12 protein-coding genes are annotated in these 21936 nt (G+C 41.7%); 4 read left to right on the top strand and 8 right to left on the bottom strand.

From position 1 onward, the window contains the following. Nucleotides 1–84: 84 nt before the first annotated feature. From hemE to ACT3QP_RS03070, 6 genes are all read right to left on the bottom strand, one after another. Nucleotides 85–1221 carry a uroporphyrinogen decarboxylase gene (hemE, locus tag ACT3QP_RS03095; RefSeq protein ID WP_192518409.1) on the bottom strand — a complete coding sequence of 379 codons (1137 nt, stop codon included), beginning with the start codon at nt 1219–1221 and terminating at the stop codon, nt 85–87. A gap of 362 nt (nt 1222–1583) precedes the next feature. Next, on the bottom strand, nt 1584–2756 hold the full coding sequence (gene proB, locus ACT3QP_RS03090; protein ID WP_192518408.1) for a glutamate 5-kinase: 1173 nt from the start codon (nt 2754–2756) through the stop codon (nt 1584–1586). Nucleotides 2757–2909: 153 nt separating this feature from the next. Beyond that, nucleotides 2910–4118: an Obg family GTPase CgtA gene (gene cgtA, locus ACT3QP_RS03085; protein ID WP_192519319.1), complete on the bottom strand. Its 1209-nt coding sequence runs from the start codon at nt 4116–4118 to the stop codon at nt 2910–2912. Between the two features lie 276 nt (nt 4119–4394). Then, complete coding sequence (locus ACT3QP_RS03080) at nt 4395–5837, bottom strand: glyceraldehyde-3-phosphate dehydrogenase (RefSeq protein WP_444524441.1); 1443 nt, start codon at nt 5835–5837, stop codon at nt 4395–4397. Nucleotides 5838–6148: 311 nt separating this feature from the next. Beyond that, entirely contained in the window at nt 6149–7357 is a 1209-nt protein-coding gene (locus ACT3QP_RS03075) for a lipocalin family protein (protein ID WP_444524440.1), read from the bottom strand. 333 nt (nt 7358–7690) lie between these two features. Beyond that, nucleotides 7691–8803, bottom strand: a complete 1113-nt coding sequence (locus ACT3QP_RS03070) for an NUDIX domain-containing protein (RefSeq protein ID WP_444524439.1) — start codon at nt 8801–8803, stop codon at nt 7691–7693. Nucleotides 8804–9094: 291 nt separating this feature from the next. On the opposite strand from ACT3QP_RS03070, the gene hemP reads away from it, so the two are divergent. Further along, nucleotides 9095–9253, top strand: a complete 159-nt coding sequence (gene hemP, locus ACT3QP_RS03065) for a hemin uptake protein HemP (protein WP_227672156.1) — start codon at nt 9095–9097, stop codon at nt 9251–9253. A gap of 107 nt (nt 9254–9360) precedes the next feature. On the opposite strand, the gene ACT3QP_RS03060 is transcribed toward hemP, so the two are convergent. After that, complete coding sequence (locus ACT3QP_RS03060) at nt 9361–14355, bottom strand: translocation/assembly module TamB domain-containing protein (protein ID WP_444524438.1); 4995 nt, start codon at nt 14353–14355, stop codon at nt 9361–9363. Between the two features lie 79 nt (nt 14356–14434). Then, nucleotides 14435–17701, bottom strand: coding sequence for an autotransporter assembly complex protein TamA (locus tag ACT3QP_RS03055; RefSeq protein WP_444524437.1), 3267 nt, complete (start codon nt 17699–17701; stop codon nt 14435–14437). 457 nt (nt 17702–18158) lie between these two features. On the opposite strand from ACT3QP_RS03055, the gene ACT3QP_RS03050 reads away from it, so the two are divergent. The 3 genes from ACT3QP_RS03050 (at nt 18159) to ACT3QP_RS03040 (ending at nt 21679) form a co-directional block, all read left to right on the top strand. Continuing rightward, nucleotides 18159–19490 carry an MFS transporter gene (locus ACT3QP_RS03050; protein WP_444524436.1) on the top strand — a complete coding sequence of 444 codons (1332 nt, stop codon included), beginning with the start codon at nt 18159–18161 and terminating at the stop codon, nt 19488–19490. Nucleotides 19491–19749: 259 nt separating this feature from the next. Next, a complete protein-coding gene (gene coq7 / locus ACT3QP_RS03045) occupies nt 19750–20388 on the top strand; it encodes a 2-polyprenyl-3-methyl-6-methoxy-1,4-benzoquinone monooxygenase (RefSeq protein WP_225739166.1) in 639 nt (212 codons plus the stop codon). Between the two features lie 244 nt (nt 20389–20632). Next, nucleotides 20633–21679 carry a tetratricopeptide repeat protein gene (locus tag ACT3QP_RS03040; RefSeq protein WP_444524435.1) on the top strand — a complete coding sequence of 349 codons (1047 nt, stop codon included), beginning with the start codon at nt 20633–20635 and terminating at the stop codon, nt 21677–21679. The last annotated feature ends 257 nt before the right edge of the window (nt 21680–21936 follow it).

Below are 21936 nucleotides of genomic sequence, written 5' to 3'. Positions count from 1 at the left end.
CTTTTTTCTTTTACTTAATAAATAGTAGATAAGTTTAGCGTCTGCTTTAAATATTCAACACTCAAAATTAATAAACAATTACTTTTAAAGCTTATAATCATGTACCGCATCGATAAACACTTTTGCGTTATCAGGGTTGACCCACTGAGTGATGCCATGACCTAAGTTTGCTATATAACCTGTTTTTTCGCCACTAGCATAAGCACTATCAAGCATCGCATTAACTTCAGAACGAATAGTCTCAGGTGATCCATAAAGCGTCGCTGGATCTAAATTTCCTTGAACGGCTTTGCTACGTTGTGGTTGATTGTACTGTTTGGTTAGCTCACGCTGACTATCCGTCAAAACTTGTCTAGCACGATCAATCGGCATCGTCCAATCCAGACCCAAAACATCCGCTTCACTATCCGCTTGAATATCTAGCCACAATCCACCACCTTTAGTGAATAATACTACTGGTACTTGTGGGTGGCGTACCTTTAGCTCAGCGATAATACGTTTATTATAAGCGTGAGAAAACTCGATAAATTGACGATGGCCAAGCGCCCCACCCCAACTATCAAATATCTGTAATATTTGAGCACCAGCAACCACCTGCGCGTCTAAATAATCGATAACAGACGTTGCCAATTTATCCAATAATTGATGCAAAAACTGAGGATTGCTGTATAAAAAGCCTTTGGTATAGCGGTAATCTTTTGAGCCGCCACCTTCTACCATATAAGTAGCCAGTGTCCAAGGACTACCAGAAAAACCAAATAGGGGCACTTGCCCATTCAAAGCTTTACGAATGCTCGTTACCGCACGCATAACATAGTCAAGAGAGTCATTGGGCTCTAACACTGGCAATCTATCAAGATCTGCCTGCTGACGGATAGGATGCTTGAACTTTGGACCTTCGCCAGCTTCAAAATATAGTCCCAATCCCATTGCATCAGGGATAGTCAAAATATCACTGAATAAGATAGCAGCGTCTAAATCATAACGACGTAATGGCTGTAAAGTCACTTCAGTAGCACGGTCAGTATCTCTGCATAGGCTCATGAAATCACCTGCATCGGCACGAGTCGCCTTATACTCTGGTAAATAACGGCCAGCTTGACGCATCATCCAAACGGGCGTGGTGTCGATCGTCTCAAATCGCAATGCTCGGAGCAATCTGTCATTTTTTAAGGGCGCAAAGTCTTGCTGAACTGAGTTACTGCTATCTGAAGCACTCATGTGCAAATCTCCAAAATATCACAGCTTTCATCATGATCAATGTAAGCTGTGATAAATACAATAAGTTGAATAAAAAGATATGAAATATTTACAATATATAAGTATGGATAGATAAGGATAACTATTATCCTATAGCCTGTATTTACCTTTATATGACTTGCATACTAGGGCGTGTCCTCATTTTAAAAATGGTGATAAAAATGAGATAAACTGCAGTCAAACAAGGAAAATAGCGCAGATAATATCGAGATATTAATCAGCTATTTGACGCCGTTTGGCAAGATTTAGCCATTTTTAACCCATTTAGATGATTATCGATTGAATTGAGGACACGCCCTAACGTTTGCCATACAATCCATAAACTATACTGTGAGTGCTAAATTATCACGGTGTACCATAACCACACGCTCTTCATTACTACCAAAAATCTTATCGAATTGCTCTGTACGCTCACGTGCTGCTCGATGCGCATCATCCGATGAAAAGTTTACTTGTCCAACGGCGATACGCTCGCCAGTATCCTGATGAATAATTTCAACCACATCACCTTCATCAAAACCACCACGCACTTCTACCACACCAACTGGCAATAGACTTTTATTAAGTTCAGTCAACGCCTTTGCTGCACCCGCATCGACCACCAAGCTGCCTGACATACGCAAGTGAGCTGCGAGCCATTGCTTACGAGCGATGATTTTATCTTCATCGTTGGTTGTCAACAGTGTACCAACCGCTTCACCTGACACCACACGAGTGATGACATCATCAATAGCACCGCTCACGATAACAGTTGGGCAACCACCCATTGCAGCCAAACGACCAGCACGGATTTTGGTCAACATACCACCACGTCCAAGTTTACCGCCATCCCCTGCTATATCAAACAAGTAATCAGCCATGGCACGCTCTTGGCGAATCATTTTAGCATTAGGGTTATCACGTGGATTATCAGTAAAAACACCTTTTTGATCCGTTAAGATAATGTACAAATCAGCATTAACCATTGCTGCTGCCATTGCCCCTAAAGTGTCGTTATCACCAAATTTAATTTCATCAATAGTAATGGTGTCATTTTCATTGATGACTGGTAGCACATGCCACTCTAGTAGTTGAGTCAACGCACCCGTCGTATTGAGATAACGGCTGCGGTTAGACAAATCATCATGAGTCAATAATAGTTGCGAGCTTTGGATACCATGCTGAATCAATGCTGACCACCAGGTTTCAATCAAACCCATTTGACCGATAGAAGCACAGGCCTGTAGTGCTGCTAATTTTTTAGGGCGTTCCTCAAGGTCCATACGTACCACACCTTCAGCAACTGCACCTGACGATACCAATAGTACTTCGATACCTTGCTTATGCAGTTTAGCAATCTGCTTTGCCCACTCATATATGGCAGTTCGATCGAGCCCTCGACCGTTATTGGTTAATAACGATGAGCCAATCTTGACAATAACGCGCTGAATGTCAAAGTTGCGAGTTTGTTTAACAAATCGTGCTTCTTCAACCGTGTTTTCTATGTCATCTGCCATATAAACTCCTGTTTATTTTGTGAATTGATTAGGGATTGATTTAAAAAATTCAGATATATTCACGTAAACTCATTAGCTTACGTGTTGTAGTTTCTTAATAATTTTAACTTCTTGATCATATTAACTTACGTAGGTGAACTCAAAAAAATTTATTTAAGGCACATAAACTACTTCGACGCCATCATCATCATCGAAATCATCATCGTCGCTTAAGTCCACCCCTTCACGCGCTGCTTTACGAGCTGCACGATACGCTTCACGCTGTGCTTCAGTGTTGAGACGTACTTCTGCTTCTAAACGTTCAAAACGATCTTTTTGGGCTTCAGCGAAGATAGGGTCTTCTATTTCACGCTCGCGCTCAAGCTCAATCTCATTCATCAAGTGATATTTAACAGCGTCAACACCTTCACCAGTCAATGTAGCGGTACGGAAGACAATACCTGTCCAGCCAAGCTCTGCCACGATATGTGTGCAAAGTGCATTCAAGTCTTCTTCATTGACCTGATCTATTTTATTCAATACTAGAATTTGTGGTAAGTTTGCCAGCTCAGGTGAAAAACGCTCAAGTTCGTTTAAGATAACACGGGCGTTGTCGACTGGGTCACTACCATCAACAGGATTGACATCAACTAGGTGTAACAGACGACGCGTACGCGCAACATGTTTTAGGAAGCGAATGCCAAGTCCGGCACCTTCTGACGCACCTTCAATCAAACCTGGGATATCGGCCATCACAAATGAGCGATGACGACCGATATCAACCACACCCAAGTTAGGTACAAGTGTGGTAAATGGATAGTCGGCCACTTTTGGTCTCGCCGCAGAAACTTGGCGAATAAAAGTGGATTTACCAGCATTAGGTAAGCCAATTAGACCAACGTCAGCTACTACTTTTAGCTCAAATTTAAGAACCTTTAACTCACCTTCAAAACCAGAGGTTGCTTTACGCGGTGCTTGGTTAGTAGAGCTTTTAAAATGAGTGTTACCTAAACCACCATCGCCACCTTTGGCAATCAGTAATGTCTGGCCGATTTCAAGCAAATCACCCAAGACTTCATCAGTCTCAGTATCAACCACAGTCGTACCGATAGGTACAGGTAGATAAAGGTCATCAGAGCCTTTGCCTGAACAGTTTCTACTGTGACCATTCTCAGCTCGCATAGCATCGTGACGACGAGTATAGCGATAGTCAACTAAGGTATTGGTGTTATCCTCTGCAATGACATAAACATCTCCGCCCTTGCCACCATCACCACCATCGGGGCCACCACGTGGGACATATTTTTCTCGGCGAAAACTGGCGATTCCGTTACCACCGTCACCTGCTTTTACCGTTACGACGGCTTCATCAATAAATCGCATTTTACGTTCCTTAATTTACAATCCAGTCAATATACTGGTTACAACCAACGGCTGTATTTTAGGTGTTTACTATATTGTCATGCCACAATGATTGCAGCAAGTATTTTGCTGTTGGCATTATAACAATAAAACCCGATAACCAATCAGACTATCGGGTGTTTGGGATACATCATTTAAAATTATGCCCAAATCTCTAGCTATAATACCAATTAGAGAGTTAGGTTTAATGATAATGGCAGTATCTTATGATTTTTAATGCTACGTAGGGTTGCCGTCTTATGCAGGAATCTGAGCGTAGCTGATGCCGGCCATTTGTGTCGCCAAACGCAATACCTGAGTACTATAACCTACTTCGTTATCATACCAAACATATACGATGGCTTGATTACCAGTCAAAATAGTCGCTTGAGCATCGATGATACCGACATGAGTCGTACCAACAAAATCCGTTGATACTGCTTCTGTAGAATCTGTATAAGCAATCTGCGACTGCCAAGTACTACTGTTGGCAATTTTGCGCAAGAATTCATTTAAGGCATCAGCACTTTCTGGTGCAGTCTTCAGATTCAAATTCAAAATCGCTAAGCTGACATTTGGCGTTGGTACGCGGATGGCATTACCTGTCAGTTTACCACTTAATTCTGGTAGTGCTTTGCCTACTGCTTTTGCGGCACCAGTACTAGTGATAACCATATTCATCACAGCACTACGACCACGGCGATCTGACTTGTGATAATTATCAACCAAGTTTTGATCATTGGTAAATGAATGAATGGTTTCTACGTGACCGTTTTCGATACCGTATTCATCATTTAGTACGTTTAGCGTTGGTGTGATAGCGTTGGTCGTACAGCTGGCAGCACTGACAATCGTATCATCACCAACAGTGTCATTATTCACACCATACACAACGTTTTTGATATCGCCACCAGCTGGTGCTGTTAGCAGTACTTTCTTCACACCTGTTGATTGTAAGTGCTTACCAAGACCTGCTTCGTCCTTCCAGATACCCGTGTTATCAATGACTAGCGCATCGTCGATACCATAAGCAGTATAATCGATAGTACTCGGATCGTTAGCATAGATAACTTGGACAAAACGGCCGTTAATAATCATGCCGTTATTGTCATCATCAATGCTGATACCACCCAAAAATCTACCGTGGATTGAATCACGCTCAAGCAATGAAATACGCTTGGCCAGATCGCCAGCTGCTGCTGGACGTACAACGATAGCTTTTAATTGCAAACCTTTTGCGCTTGATGCTTGTGACAGTAATAAGCGCGTTAAGATACGACCAATACGACCGAAACCATACAATACAACATCTGTTGCACCATTGACAGCACCAGCACTATTGATAGATTGTAATGCAGCTTGTACGTCAGTGTCGTTAGCAATCAGTTGACCAACATCGATGCGAGTAGCTTGGATGTCCTTGCTCTCTGCAATAACCTTTACCATGGCTAGCGTATCAGCGATATCGATAGGTTTGGCATTATTATCGCGTAGTGCTACTTTTTGATGTAGCGCTAATATCTGACCAACCGAGGTAGAGTCTAGCGTTTCGCCGAACAAGGTCACTTGTACGTCTTGCTTATTATAAAGCTTATTCAATAACCCCATAAGCTCAATTGCTTGTTGTTCTTGATTATTATAGTTGCTTAAATGGTCTTGATGTAATTGGCGTAAGGTATCAGCGTTGCTCACGAGAAACATCCTTATGGTCAGTAAAGTACAAAGAAATATGAATTATATGTTATCTAAGCAATCACCCTAATGTGGCCAGCAAACATTATTAGTCTACGTCATCGGCTACCGAGTAATTAGAACGCCTAGATTTTAGCCTAAAATGCCCAATTTTGCCAGTGATAACCGATTCACCATTGTCTATAAAGCATTTTATTAAATGATGCTGGTTATCATAAAAATAAAGGCAACGTATTATGCTACCTTTATTTTTGTTAATGCAAAGGTTGTTCGATCATAATGGTCCAAGAAATCAGATTAACCCAAGAAACCAAATTAATCTAAGGAACCAGATTAATAGTTTGGTTGGTTTGCGGCGTTAGCTTAAATTCTTTTAAGTCATAACCTTGCTGTTGAGCAATCTGGCGATACTTAGAATAGGTCTCTTGACTGATATTTGGCGAGCGGGCCAATAACCACAAATAGTCTTTATCAGGTGTACCAACCAGTGCTGTTTTGTAATCAGCATCACGTGCTAATACCCAGTAATCAGCTCGGCCAACTGGCAACCAACGAATCCACGATGGCAAGAACGTCACTTTCAACTTACTGCCTGTATCATCATCTGGTTTGGCAAGACCTTCAGCAACAATTTCAGCACCGTCTTCACCTACGCACTTATTGGTGACAGTAATACCTGAGCCATCCGTTTTCTCAGCATAATTGGCTGTGACGTCACTGGCACAATTGCGTTGAAAATACATTGGCAAACGCCCAATCTCATACCAGGTACCAGCATATTGTTTGAGATCAACGCTATCTACTGTGGTTGGTGTATTGGCAGACTTATGAATGATTGCACTTGGCTCGATTGCTAACGTTTCTGTCGTCGTTTTGCTAGACATTGCATCAGAGCTTATGTCCGGCGTGGCGGCATACGCTGAAAACGCTGCTAATGGTATGATAATCGCTAACGCGATACCTGTGTGCTTAATAAGTCCATTCATAAAGATACGCTCCGGTATGTCTTTATATGATGAGTGAGTAGCACCCAATAAGAAATCGTTTTTTTGTCCAAAACCTTTGTGTCCAAGCTCATCTCTTGAATGACTCGTTTGATGCTCTAAAGACGCCGACTTCAGCGCCGCTTCTTTGGTTAGAGCTTTTGACTGCTTAACGCTATCAATCTTATAAGCCTCCGTATTATCGTCATTAATACTATTAAGATTTTTAACATCGCTGCGCGTTGAAGCATTGCGCTCTACATCGTCACGATCTGTCCTATCGAGTTTTTTTACCTTTAATAGGCTGTTGTCGGCACTCTTATATCCAAAATATTTGGCTTGTGAAGACGTATCTCTCACCAAACGTTTCAAGTAATTATCATTCAAAATGTCATGTTTGTAACTGTCATCGTTACTCGCATAATCCGTCTGCCGTGCATTATCATTATTCAGATAATCGCCGCCCGACTGACTAACCTGCTGGAGTTGAGAACCGGATTCCTGCATATCAGACCGTACTGACTGAGGTAACTTATTGGTTTTCATAGCTATACCATATTTGTAGTGGCTGTTTATAAGGATGTTCAGAGAAGTTGTGATAAGCCATACACTTATCAAAAATCGCTTATACCATCCACGCAAATCAGAATAGCAAGGAACACATCTGCAAGTACTAGAACTAAGCAATTCTAATGTAGCCAATTATAATTTGGGGGTGCGGTATTAAGAACTCTGTAATCAGGTCAACTATATTAATAGCGACGCCACGACTAAAATAGTGTCACAATGTAGGAAAACGCAACGGTTTGTAAGTAATTATGAATTTATGCTGTAGAACAAACACATAGTTACTTATATGGTTATTTATATAGTTACTGATTAAGGCTTGTTAAAAAACTGACGAATACCTGCAACACTGATACCACCATGAATCAGTGCTTGATCGATCATCTCAGGAGATAAACCGCCCAAACCAATCACCGGCATATCCGCCAGCTGTGCCAATTCTGACCATGATTCCCAGCCCAGTGGCGTCGTATCTGGATGCGTTTGGGTGGTTAATACTGGCGATATAAAAATCGCAATAACGGGTGGCAACTGTTGCTGTATTCGATGATCAGCAAGCTCATTAGCCGCATGAATACTGGCGCTATCATGACAGCTGACGACTAGTGGCAGATTGCTTAATAGACTACGACGGTCAGGCAGCGCTCTAGTATTATCAGACCATTGCATCAATGCCGTGTGAGTTAAATGATAAGCAACGTTTTGACTAGTGACGCTTTTAGACGAAGGCGACTGTTCAGTGTGTAACGTATGGCTATTATAGTAGGGAACAATGGCTTGAATGTCTGGTCGCTTATCCATCAATTGCGCGGCTATGTTTTCTAAGCCATCTGCCTTTATTCGAATATAAACCCAAGACTTTGGCATTAAGTGTTCTTGATGATATTGCAACCATGCTGCCACTGGATCTACACACTCGCTAAATTGTACCAATGGATAAGTGATCGCTATGTTCTCTGGCACTTTTAACCACTCTAGAATGGTTTTATTGGCAGCGGGTAATTGGTACTCGCCTGCCAATAAACTAGATTTATTGACCCACGTTAGCGCCTGCCCTTCTAACCCATAGTCACAATGCTGATACTGCTCATATTGCTGTACGGTTAGCTCAATCTTGTAAACCTGTAGACTCACTTGCTTATCAGCATAATCATGATGCAAACGGCCAAGCTTGACGATAGTATTGCCATGAATAGCGATACCTGTTTCTTCGGCAACTTCTCGAATCAATGCCTGTTCGGCATTTTCATGAGTCTCGATTTTACCGCCTACAAACTCATAGCGATTGCCTTGATGCTGCTCAGCACTTCTAAACCCAAGTAAGTATTCATCTTTATAATAAATCACAGCAACCGCCACGTTTACGGCGCTTGTTTTTTTATTTGGAAATAGGCTGGCTGCTTGATTATTTACCTTTGTTGCCATAAGGCTATCCTTTATTACTGTCTTTATTTGAAAACTAACTACATTAAAATGCCGAATGAGTAAAAATAAACATAAGTAATTGATTATAAATAATTTATTTTTTAATTTTTTAATTTATCGACGTTTTATAACGGTTTCTTTAGATAAGTTTACATAATAACTGCATTTTATTTTATCAATTAGCTTGCAAAATCTTTCAATCTAAATGATAATTATTATCGTTAAGAACAACTGATTATTTATTGTTCTCATTACTCAGCCAATTTTTATCAAAAGGAATTTATTATGAGCATGGTTATCTCTCGTTATTTGAACTGCCGCGAAAACCGTCTACCTACTCTACAATCACAGCATCTGTTTGCTCTAACCAAAGAGGTACGTATTGAGCATGAAGGTGAAGAATATCGTCTACGCCTAACTCGTAATAATCGCTTGATCCTCACCAAATAAACCTGTGTTCACAGAACACAAGCCTACCTATAAAAAAACGCCTTCATTAAAAGGCGTTTTTTATTGGCTGAAAGCTAGGGCGTGACCTCAGTATTCGCATATATCATTTAGAACCGCCAGCTATAAACCACATCAATCGCGTTTTCTGTGGCTGAGCTTGCTTCGACATAGATACGGCGTGTCAGCTGATAGCGAGCCGATAGCGTACTCTCTGCATTAAACACACCTACTCCATAGCGGATATATAAGTCAGGGGTCACATAACCCGTGACATTGACATTGGTATCCTCGCTACTGCCTGATGCATCTACCGTAAGACCTTGCAAACCAAATGCTTGACCTATCTGATTGGTTAAGCTACGCGTGCCACTAAGCCCGAAACTGAGTCCAGCTGCTGCTAAATTATTGGTAACTTCTGATTTAAACCCTTGCTCACTAATTTGCGTCGCACCTGTACTAGTGAGACGACCTGTGACCAATGCATTCATTGCTTGCTGCTGAGTCAGCCCTGCATTATTAAAGACGATGATATTTGGTGTTTCGGCATCCCCTTTGACCCGTAGACCTACCGTTTTACTCTCAATGGTTTTCACGGCTTCAATACTTAAGCTCGGGTTCATAACATCGCCATCGAAACGCACTTGACCATAATTAAGCTCTAAACTTTGACCAAAGGCATTGATATCGGTTCGGCGTGACACCTGCACCACACCCTTGGCACGCATGACTCCTGTATCATTTTGAGTGATATTGATCGCGCCAGCCAAAGGAATAACCGCACCAAATCCACGGAAGTTGATATCCTCACCCAAATCAATACCAACATTGGCATTGATAGACCAAGGTTTTGAAATAGCCAATACTTCATCAACATTACCAATCAGACGACGATCGAGCACAACAGCATCTTCGGTTTGAGTAACAATGTCTTCACTGGCTGCTGGTGGACGAATGGTTGCTGACGGTACACTAATCGCACCTTTAATATCGACATAACTGTCCTCTGGGCGCACGATAATATCAATATCAGGATTAATTTCAGCCACTAATAAAGGTGGCTGCGTAATCACTAAACCCTCACCAACAATGCTCAGCTTGGCTTGTAGTTTTTGTTGCCAATCAATCGTTCCGGTCAAAGTTCCTGTACCTGTACCACTGTTAAACGTACCATCTAAGGTCGCTTGTGTACCACGAATTTTGGCATTAGTATTTACATTGGTTAAATTAATTGGCATATCCAACATTGCAATGCGACCATTCTCTAGTTTTACGTCACCATAGAACTGCGGCTTATCTAAAGTACCACCCAATCCACCTGCCATTGTGACATTTCCTTGTAGGGCTCGCATACCTGGAAAGAAAGGCTTAAGTATCGCTAGGTTAAGCTCGTTAAGCACTAAGGCACCAGATATTGGTTTCGTTGCTTTATAAGGGTCGACAATGACCTCGGCATAGCCACGAGCACCATGACCTGTATTGATATCTGTGCGCAGCTTAATGCCTTCTGGAACTGATAAAGCAATGAGAGAGACTCGCTTATAAGGCAGGGTGACAGAAGTACTACTACCATCCTGCACCAAGCCAATTTGGCCATTATCCGAGTATAAAGTGGTATTGATGGTTGGCGGACGTCCATTTTGCCAGCCAACAATGGCCTTACCATTAATCTTGGCCGACCAATCAATATCTTCGGGTAAGAATACTGACAATAATGACGTATCTAAATTCTGTAGGGCAACATCAACCTCGCCTGTATCCGCTGATGCGATTAGGTTTTTGCGTAAACACAGCTTGCCCGTTTGGTCAGCAGCTTGCCAGCAATGCGCAGCCATCTGTATCTTGAAATCATTACTGTTGCCATTCTGCTCATAAGGTAAATTAACAATCAATTGTGCTGGTTGCAGCTGGTTTAAAGTCGCATACTGAGACTGAAGACGGCCTTCACCAATGACGCCAGACCAACTCATTTTATCTCGATTAAAGCCACCTTTAACCCTTGCACCAATAGTAAGCTGTTCATTAGCAATATCAAGATCGACCACATGTGCTTTTTCAGTACCGTTAAATGAGGCCTTAACACTTTCAAAACTTTGCCCAGAAGCATCTAAGCCTTCAGCAGTTATGATAATCTGACTTGGACTATTTGCTAAATTGACCAGCTTTCCGCGAACACGACCTTCGCGTAAAACAAAACCAGGTAGCGCAATACGCTCACCTACCAAATCAATATAAATGGTTGGTAGTGCTTGACCTGCTGGCTGTGATAATGTCGCACCACCTGTTACTTTACCAGCCAACTGATCTGAGAGCTGGTCCAAACTGGTGATGTTTATTTTAGTTTGCAACTGCTTAGCATCACCATTAGCAGTGACGTAATTGTCACCCCAACGTAATACGAGGTTATCCGCATTTAAACTATCAATCAACGCATTTACTTTCTGATATTGCGCCTGAGCATTTTGTGCTTGCAGATTTTTAAAATAACTGGCTAAATCTGTTGGTAGGCGCATTTTTGCAGCCAAGCTGCCTTTAGCGCTCAAGGTTTGACCTTTTAACGTACCACTTAAATCAACTTGTTTAATATTAATAGTTTGCTGCGTGTCACTCCAACGCCCATCTGTATCTATACTACCCGTGATAACGCTTGGTGTGTCTTTTAGAAAATAACCCACATTGAAACGGTCCATCACTGCATTGATATCCCACGCAATGCCTTGACGTACATCAACGGTGCCTTTGGCGTCAATACTACCTGCTGCACCCACATGACGGAATTGCTTGATACGAATTAGCTGATCATCACCACTGGCATCAATCGTCAACTTACCTGCTGGCAGTTGCTCAGCATCTAGCACGCCATCAAAATCTACCGCAAAACGTTGTAGCTTACCTGCTGCATTTGCATTGTTAGAAGAGGCAGCTTGCCATTCACCACTGGTTTTTAGATCACCCGTCAAAATCGCTGGATTGTTGGGTAAAAAATAACCCAAGTTGAATTCATCAAAGCGACCCTCTATTGTCCAGCCCATATTTTTACGTAAATCAATAACACCTTTTGCTTTTACCGCACCAGCCTCGCCGTTATAATTTAGTTTACGGATGCTAATCAGATTTGGTGTTCCAGCAGCATCAATAGACAGTTGACCATTTGGTACATCTGCTGTATCCACCTTCCCATCAAAACGCGTATCAAATACAGACAACTCGCCATCGATGATGTCAATACTAGCATCACCACCACCAGTTATACCGATAGTACGGCTATCTTGCGTGGCGTCAAGTTGTGTCTGCAAATCAGTATTATTTAAGGTAATAATATGGCGCTGACCGCCAACACCATTTTTGGTGATATTTAATAAACGCCCACGTGCACTTATACTACCGGTTAGACGCTCAAGCGGTAACTCACTACTATATTTTTTCGGTAATAATTCTTTGGTACTGGCATCAACCTGCCATGTCAATGGACCATTTGCGTTCTCTAGCTTAATCTGTCCTGTGCCAGATAGATCGCCCACAATGCCATCATAGTTAAGGCGGTTGATATTAATAATATCACCTGATTTTCGCACACGCACATCATAACGGCCTTTGGGTGCGACACTGAGTTCATTAACCACTGTATTAGCATTCACTACTAGCTGTGAGTCACGAATAATGACATCTGCCTGTCCATTCGGACTATCAATATTACCGATATTAGGCACATCACGGCGAACCAGATTTTGCCATTTCGCATTGATATACCAAGGGGCCGACTGTGTGGACTTCGCTGATACCTTACCACTGGCTATCTTCGCATTGACATGCTCACCATCACGTTGGAGTAAGTCTGCATCAATTTGTGTATTGCCAGCATTGTTCTGCTGCTGATAATGTAACGACAGCCTACCATTAAGCGTTTGTGGTGCGTATGCTTTAAAGTCAGCATAATCATCAGGAATGGCACGGCGAATATCAAAATTACTACCCGTCGCTCGTATTGTAGCATCGAAGCTATTTTTCCAATCTAAAATACCCTGCAATACCAGGCGTCCAGCAGGTACATCAGCATCCAAACGATCAATGCGTAACTGACTATCAGCGATGACCGCACGGCCTTGGTAATGACCTGAAGGAATATCTTTAGCCGTCAAATCGGTATTGATGCGCAGACGTATCTCAGAGATCACACCTTCTGCGGTAGCTGTCCCACTTGTTAAGCGAATATCTTGCTCTTCAGCATAAGGAATTAAGATGTCATCCCATTGCAGTTTTGCCCGAAAAGGCGAATCACTATCCAACCCCTGCACGATAAAATCACCACTAACATCGCTGTCATTGTAGCGACTACGTATTTTACCTACCGTACGTTTCAACGTACCTGTTGCAGTAATATTTAGTGGGTCAATATAGGCTTGTTCGAGTGCACTCACTTCTGCAATAGCACTTAAATCTAGTGGATAATCACCTTGTAGATCAATCTCACCTTGTAAAGCGCTAATATTGACAATATCAGCATACTGTAAATCACCGCGAGCAATTTCCACCATGCTACCGACCCATGTCAAATCACGAGCAACGACATTGTGAATAACAATAGGATCTTGTGTGACTTGTTTATAGGTAATGTTTTTTATATTAGCGCGGTCAAAGCGTAAATTAACAGGTAATTGCAAGGTTTTATAATCAAATGGCTCACCCGTTGGTGGCTCATTATTGATAATTTCAATGGTTTGTATGTCTGTATCACGCAAATGTACTTCTTTAGCAAATACAGCACGCCAACCTATTTTCACATAGGCTTTATCCACCAATATCTGAAGATCATCAGTCGCTTTGATATCAATATCCGTAACCCAAAGACCTTCACGTAAATTACCTTGCCCATATTCAAAATCGATACCTGTCTCGGTACTGATTTTTTCTAGTATAAATTTAGTGCCCGAATCTGTACCAGCTGCATAAAAAAACACCGCAAACATAATCAAAAGTACAATTAAAATAAGTACCAGCAGCTTGAGTAGGAATGACAGCGGATACCAACGTCTGACAGCACGAGCATCTCGCTGTGCTGGATCTTCTTCTGGTAACTTGCTAGGCGGGGTATTTTTTGTCAGCATGACACTCAACTACGTTAAAGAATGATTACCAGCAATCGGCACGATGAATAATAAACAACACATAAAATCAATCAAATGACTATAAAGGTGAGCCAATAAAGAAATGTAGCCTGATTGGAATACTCTCCTCTGTCACGCCAGCCGCGACATCGACTCGTACCACGCCCACAGGTGATGCCCAGCGAATACCAACACCAACGCCAACCTTTGTCTCAGTGTCAAAATTTTCGTCATAAGCATTACCCACATCAGTGAAAAACGCCCCACGAATGCCTGGTTTAAACTCATAGTTATACTCAGCACTACCGACTGCGAGGACTTGTCCACCCGTTAGATAGCCGTTTTCTAATGGTGATAAGCTTTCATAATCATAACCACGAATACTCTGATCACCACCTGCAAAGAAACGTAATTTATAAGGCACTTCGTAAAAATCATCTGCCCAAATATAACCCGTATTTAAACTGCCCAATACCTGATGTTTGTCATCGTCACCGAAGCTATAGATACCGCTGACACTCGCACGAGCGATTGCCATATTGGTGTCACTAGCAACTGACTCACTGCCTGCTTCGATAGAGTAAGACTGACGTATGCCCTGAGTTGGGTTGGTATTATTATCCACATCAGTTTTACTAACACCATAACCAAACAACAGCGCTTGTTGAGTTGGATTAGAGGAGGTAAAACGTATAGGCAGATCTTCCAACTCGGTATCATCGACACCAGTTTCTAACTCATCTAAACGGTAACGCATAGAATAACTGCGATTCCAACCGCTATCACGACGAATATTACGTGCCAATCCTGTTTTTAATGTTCTGGTAGATAGGTCAAAATTACCCTCACCTTGATCGATCACCTCCTCTTCATAGGTGAGTGTTGCATCCAACTTATCATTGAGCGGATGTTTCCAAGGTCGACTGACATAGACACCTACATTTTTGGTAATACTCGACACTTCTGTTTCCGCACCAGCTTGATAGCCTTGACGATTAATAAGGTTATAGTCTATTTTACCAGTTGCGCGCACACCTGTATCTGTTCCATAACCGAGACCAACTTGAGCATCACGAGGTTGGTTAGACCCAACAAAAACATATAATGGTACTTTTTTACTCATAGCAACATCTTCGGGTGTCTTACGTCCTGCCAACGTTGGTGGGACAAAGTTTTCATCAGCAATAGCGCCTACTTCATCAGGCAATATTTTTTGCGCAACATTACTGATTGAATCGCTGATTTTACCTAACAAGTTGTCTGCCTCTTGAGGTTTTTCATCTAATACCCGATCATTCGGCAAACTGCTTAAACGGTCTGCTTTTTGTTCAATGGCTTGCAATTTATCAAGCGTGGCCTCATCAGCCTCAAACTCAATAGCGGCCATATCAGCTGCATCGACGACATTACTGCTATCATCAGTCACCGTGTCTTCATTATTTACACTGTCGCTCTCAGTACTAACACCTTCATCAATATCGCTCTCATTAGATACCACTAAATCATCACTACCATTATTGTCAGTCACATCCGAAAGACTGTCGTCAATAACAACGTCATCATTACTATCAACTGCATCATTATCAAAAGCCAAAGTACTGGCTTCACTACTATCCGTTGGCGGTAATATTGACTCAACATTGACCGTGTTGAAATAACGAGTCGATGATAAGTCATTGGTAAATTTAGTCACATCAGGCGCATAAAATGGCTCACCGGGTTTAAAGTCGAGTAATTGCTGCAATAGTGACAGCTCGACAGGCAGTTTATCAGGGTCTTGAGTCAACGTATTGGTTTCTCTATCATAGGTAAAAAACACAACTTCATCAAACTCGTAGCGATCGCCTGTGTCATAAACTAGAGAAACGTCTGCGGTGTTGTCTGGCAGGATGATATCAACAGATTTGTTTAGCCAATACTGGTCAAAATAACCATACGTGTTGCTTATCGACTCAAGTGCAGCTTTACTTTCTTTATAAACACGATGATTAAAGATATCATTTTCTTGTGGTGGTAACTCCTGTTCCAAAGCAATAAATTCTTCTTGCTCACTACCTTCTCCACGAACCTCAACAATACGGCTATCAACACGCACAGGCTCACCTAGCTTTTCAATCACAACATCCAAAGTATCTTGACTAGGCTGACGTAAACTCAAAGTAACGTCATAATAACCCACTGCTTTTGCAGCATCTAATGCCGTTTGACGTAAGCCTGGTGCAGCGGCAGTGAAATCAATAACAGATTGGACTGTAGTGTCGTCAAGTGCTGCCTTGATATTTTTCATGGGCTGGATATCATCATCCGCCTTAGTTTCTACTGGTTCACTATTATCCGAGTCTTCAGATGCAATTTCTTGTAGATAAATAGTCGTTTCAACATTAGGTAAAGTGATGGCACCGTCATTAAAAAAACGATTATAAAGACGTTTGACGATACTGCCTTTGTTTCGCTCCCGCGGCCTAGGACTACTAGTTTGTTCTATACTGTCATTGTCTACCTGAGTATCCGTTTGATAATCTGGCAAATAGTCATTTGGATCGATAATGTTTGATGCTGGCTTATCTTCATTGGTTAGATCGCTGGCACTGGCTACCATCTCGTTATTGCTATTGCCCTCTGCCTCCACACTTTCATCACTGACAGCGTCGTTGGTAGATTCGCTGATATTTATCGAACTCGTTACCGCTTCAGTCGTTTCATCGGTTGATTCGGTGGTTGATTCAGCAATTGTCTCGTTTTTACCCAATGTATCAAGGTTATTAGGTTCTGGCAGACTGGTGGCATCCAGATCCACATCTAGACCAATAGGTGATGTCGTGTCATCCAGCGTCGAAATTGGTGCCGTAAAATCGCTATCATTATTACTAACATTGGTATTACTTACAATGTCAATATCTTGGGTATTCTGTATATCGAGCGCAGCCAACTCACGATCAATCTGTTCAGGTGTCATCATCTGATAACCCTGCTCCTGTATCGCCGTTGCTTGTTGCAACAAGTCCTCATTGACACGATTAGAAGGATTGGTCGATAAATCATCTAAAACGGCAGTCTCTTGATTCGTCGCTATTTGGCTATCAGGCTGAACAATCATGGTTGTACTGTTGGCGGAATCAGCTAATGCTGTAGGAGCAACACCAAAACCAACCAAACTGGTCGCTAAAGCAGAAAAAAGTGCTGAGCGTGTAAAATTAATGCGTGGGGCATTGCAGCGAGAAGCAGTCATTGTGAGACGAGAGTGGGATTCAATACATTGAACCCCGATATCATGTGATGTGTTGTTATTAGCAGCACAGTTATTAATCGATGCAGTACGCGCTAGAGTTGAAGGCTGGTATGTCATTTTTATTTCCTATCAGCTCACGCGGTACACTGTGATTAACGATCGCTATCATTAAACCTTACCGGTGAATAAACTTATTAACAGTGCGCTTAAATTATGTTTTACTACCTAGCTTTTGATAATGACAGCCTATAGTCCATAGTGCAAACTTTCGGATGATATGCCGTCCTCATATCAACGTATGTATAGACGGTAGTAATAGCATGGCTTCATCAGCTCTAACACCGTATATATAACCATATAAAATTCACAAATCATAACGTAGATAATTCTGAAATCATAGCAGCAACTGCATGTATTTTTATCCAAGCCTTGCTATTATACGGCCTAACATTGATAAAACCTATGCTATATTTTGATATAGTTTTTAGCATCTTTTATAATTATTCTGTATTGAAAAACCGCACTCAACTTCTCTATTCTACCCATCAGCCGCGACCCACCTGTAGGAATTTTCATGGCAAATCAGTTTCAGTTATTTAAGCATCGTCGTTTTAGCGCTATGTTTTTCACTCAATTTTTGGGCGCATTTAATGACAATATTTTTAAGCAAGCACTCATACTGATTCTCACTTATACCGCTGCGAGTCAATTGGGTATGAAAGTTAGTGTTTTAAACAACTTAGCTGCGATGTTATTTATCTTACCCTACTTTTTATTTTCAGCACTGGCAGGACAGATTGCGGATAAGTTTGAAAAGTCAAAGCTGACTCAGTTCATCAAAATCCTTGAGCTGATTATTATGGCTATCGCTACCGTCGGCTTCGTATTTGAATGGTATTCACTGTTATTTGTGGCGTTGTTTTTGATGGGTACACATTCTACCTTTTTTGGACCAATTAAATATGCCTACTTGCCACAGGCAATGAAAAAAGACGAGTTGGTTGGTGCCAACGGCTTGTTTCAAATGGGTACCTCATTAGCAATTCTAATCGGGATGATTGTCGCAGGTCTTCTCACGCAGCTGTCACAATCACTCTATTGGATTAGTACAACAGTGCTGATGGTCGCAGTTTTGGGGTATTTAGCGGCGCGCTATATCCCGTCCATGCCAGCGATGCAGCCTAACCTAAAAATCAACTGGAATATCTTTATCACCAGCCTGACCACAGTACGCTACTTATATTCGCTGCCTTTTTTATTCTTTGTGATTCTTGGCAACAGCTGGTTTTGGTTCTATGGCGCAACGTTTTTGACTCAAACACCAGAGTTTAGCAAAATCATCTTGCATGGCGATGAGTCAGTCGTGATTTTCCTACTCACACTATTTTCTGTCGGCGTATCGATTGGTTCACTATTATGTAAATCACTGACCAAAAACCAAGTAAGCCTGCGTCTACTACCTTTTGGCATTGCTGGCTTGAGTATTTTTGCGATCGATTTGTATTTGTCGCTATCAGGACTAAATATCAATGTAAATAATGATGTGCTGTTTGGGATCAGTGACTTGTTTGGAGTAAAGGGTAGTTGGCGGGTCTTTGCTGATTTGTTCTTGTTGGGATTTAGTGGTGGGTTATATATCGTGCCTTTATATGCCTCTATGCAGGCTTATTCTCCTAAGAGTCACCGTGCCCGTATCATTGGTGCCAATAATATCTTTAACGCGATATTTATGGTCAGCTCGGCGATTTTTTGTATTGTTATGTTAAATACACTAGGGCTGAACCTACCACAGCTATTTTTGGTGACAGGTTTACTTAATATTGTCTTTGGTGCTTTTTTGTACATAAAACTTAATAGGCATATCAAAACAGCAGTGATTCAAACACATGATGAAGTAGCTCCATAAGTAACAAATACAAGCACTACGCATGATAAAATAAACAAGTTTGGCATGGCCAATCGTATTCCTACGATTTGAAAGACGATCGGCCGTACCCTAACGACTAATATGTTATCGAATCGATAATATTCATGCTGATAATTTAGATTGTTTGCTATAGTAATGCGCATCAAGTTATTACTATCTTAAACCAAGAAAAACAGACTGACAAAAAAACAAATGCTTTTTTGACTGTATCCAAAGCCATCAGGAGTGAATTATGACCCTGCGTCCCTTATCCAAAATCGACCAGCTATTAATCGGAGTCGATAAGGCATTACGAGCTATCGTACCACATTCAAACCCCAGTACCCGTCCGTTACCAGTCAGTAATGACGATATTCCTGAGCTAACCATCACTGAAGCAAGACATGTCGCAGGACTGATGCGTATCAATCATACTGGTGAGGTATGCGCGCAAGGGTTATATCACGGACAGGCATTTGCTGCCAAAGATGACGGCGTCAGACAAGCCATGCAGCAATCTGCTGAAGAAGAAGTAGATCATCTGGTTTGGTGTGAAACTCGTTTGGATGAGCTAGGTAGCCACGCCAGTGTCTTTACGCCACTATGGTACGGTATGTCTTTCGGTCTTGGCGCATTTGCAGGTGCTATCTCTAATGAATTTAGCTTGGGCTTCGTTGCAGAAACAGAAGCACAAGTCAGCGAACATTTACAAGAGCATATTCAACAGCTACCAAAACACGACCAACGCTCAAAAGAAATACTGGCACAAATGGATATCGAAGAACTGCACCATCGTGAGCTTGCATTACAGAGTGGCGGTGCCGCATTATCACCACCTGTACGTCATACCATGCGTTGGATGGCCAATCGTATGAAAGCCACTGCTTATCATTTGTAGTAGCAGACGAAGTCATGAAAACTTGTCATGGTAAACACTACCCATTGAACTAAAAGTAGCCTTCAATATCATAACAATACCGCGATTTATTTTTTATAATTTCGACCATTAACAATCCTACTATTGATAGCGTTAAGTTTAATTTGCTACGGTATGAAAAATTTGTACGATTTTGCAGCAAAGACATTACTCAATGACCCATCTATTGCTAAATAACGACTAAATAACTAAGGTAACCATCTTTATGAAAGCCACAAACCAATCGACTCTCCCTAGTAGTGTGTCTACTAAGCTGGCAACCTTGACTGCACTAGCCACAGCATGCGCCATGTTACTATCAACGCCTGTTAATGCTGCCGAAGCAGATGCTGCAGCCACATCAGCGCCTAGTGCCGTAGATTCGAGCAAACGTGTCATTCGTCTTGCTCAGCCTAAAGCGGCTACTACTTCATCTAACACAGAGTCAACCGCATCGCAGCCAAACCTTTTCCCCATGAGTTCTGCGCAGCCACAGACCGTTAGACCTGCTACTACACAGTCTAATTTCGCCGGAACTACTCGTGTCTATGAACCAGGCCCCATGACTGCTAATGGTATTGACCTAAGTACCAACCAGTTTGCTAATATTCCAACACCAAAAGTACAAGTGTCAGATATCAGTTTTGTACCGACAATATTAATTCCACAACAAAGTGGCTCGAATGGTGACCAACTAGACGTAAGCTTGCTAGATGATTTCATCGAAGATGTATCACCCAATGCACGACACTATCCACCAAACTTCCCCAATCGCTCACAGCGTTACTATACGCGTGAAAAAATAAAAGTATTGGCAGAGTGGATTGAACCTTATGCTCAGTCGCCTAATGCCTCTTATGACGTACTGCTACGTGCTGCTAAGCTTAACGGTATGGGACGTAACTTAGACTTGGGCTCAGACTATACGATACGTGGTGGTAAGTATGTGGACCGCGCCATCAAGCTGCAACCAGATAGCGGTGAAGCCAACTTTTTATACGGGATGATGCTGTCAGAAGGTGGTGGTTTTAAAGAAGGTAAAAAATATTTAGATAAAGCCGTATCTTTAGGATATACCGAAGCCGAGCAAAGCTTAGCACAGTCAGATTTATTGAGTGATCGCCGTGATAACGCGTTAGATCGCCTGCGTCGCTTAGCAAGCGAAAACCCTAACAACGCCATTATCCCTCAGCAAATCAAACTTGCTGAAGAAGGTAAATTCTATATTTGGGATATAGCAGCTCCTGACATCAACGTAAAACCAGGTGCTTAAACTTATTTAGAGTGTGTTTTATTAATTAAGGTGTATTGCAAAAATTTTCGATACAGAAAAGAGCATTATCAGTGCTAATACTAAAAATATGCTCATAAAGCGTCTTCGTTTTATATCGATATTATGTCAATATAAAATGAAGACGCTTTTTTGTGTCTGTTAATAAGATAATGAGTTATGTTTATTACACCTGTCCTCACAACAGGTGGCAGCTTTACTACAAGCAGATACAAACTTGCGCAACTTGAAATAAAACA

The organism is Psychrobacter sp. AOP7-B1-24 (genome assembly GCF_052376215.1).
Taxonomy (GTDB): Bacteria; Pseudomonadota; Gammaproteobacteria; order Pseudomonadales; family Moraxellaceae; genus Psychrobacter.
The sequence above is the reverse complement of the archived record's forward strand: the minus strand, read 5'-3'. Positions and strand labels throughout refer to the sequence as shown.

What these genes read in the sequence shown, in the direction of transcription:
- ACT3QP_RS03070 (WP_444524439.1), bottom strand. Translation starts at nt 8,803, where the DNA reads ATGGCAACAAAGGTAAATAATCAAGCAGCCAGCCTATTTCCAAATAAA.
- hemE (WP_192518409.1), bottom strand. Translation starts at nt 1,221, where the DNA reads ATGAGTGCTTCAGATAGCAGTAACTCAGTTCAGCAAGACTTTGCGCCC.
- hemP (WP_227672156.1), top strand. Translation starts at nt 9,095, where the DNA reads ATGGTTATCTCTCGTTATTTGAACTGCCGCGAAAACCGTCTACCTACT.
- ACT3QP_RS03055 (WP_444524437.1), bottom strand. Translation starts at nt 17,701, where the DNA reads ATGACATACCAGCCTTCAACTCTAGCGCGTACTGCATCGATTAATAAC.
- ACT3QP_RS03075 (WP_444524440.1), bottom strand. Translation starts at nt 7,357, where the DNA reads ATGAAAACCAATAAGTTACCTCAGTCAGTACGGTCTGATATGCAGGAA.
- ACT3QP_RS03060 (WP_444524438.1), bottom strand. Translation starts at nt 14,355, where the DNA reads ATGCTGACAAAAAATACCCCGCCTAGCAAGTTACCAGAAGAAGATCCA.
- cgtA (WP_192519319.1), bottom strand. Translation starts at nt 4,118, where the DNA reads ATGCGATTTATTGATGAAGCCGTCGTAACGGTAAAAGCAGGTGACGGT.
- proB (WP_192518408.1), bottom strand. Translation starts at nt 2,756, where the DNA reads ATGGCAGATGACATAGAAAACACGGTTGAAGAAGCACGATTTGTTAAA.
- ACT3QP_RS03040 (WP_444524435.1), top strand. Translation starts at nt 20,633, where the DNA reads ATGAAAGCCACAAACCAATCGACTCTCCCTAGTAGTGTGTCTACTAAG.
- ACT3QP_RS03050 (WP_444524436.1), top strand. Translation starts at nt 18,159, where the DNA reads ATGGCAAATCAGTTTCAGTTATTTAAGCATCGTCGTTTTAGCGCTATG.
- ACT3QP_RS03080 (WP_444524441.1), bottom strand. Translation starts at nt 5,837, where the DNA reads ATGTTTCTCGTGAGCAACGCTGATACCTTACGCCAATTACATCAAGAC.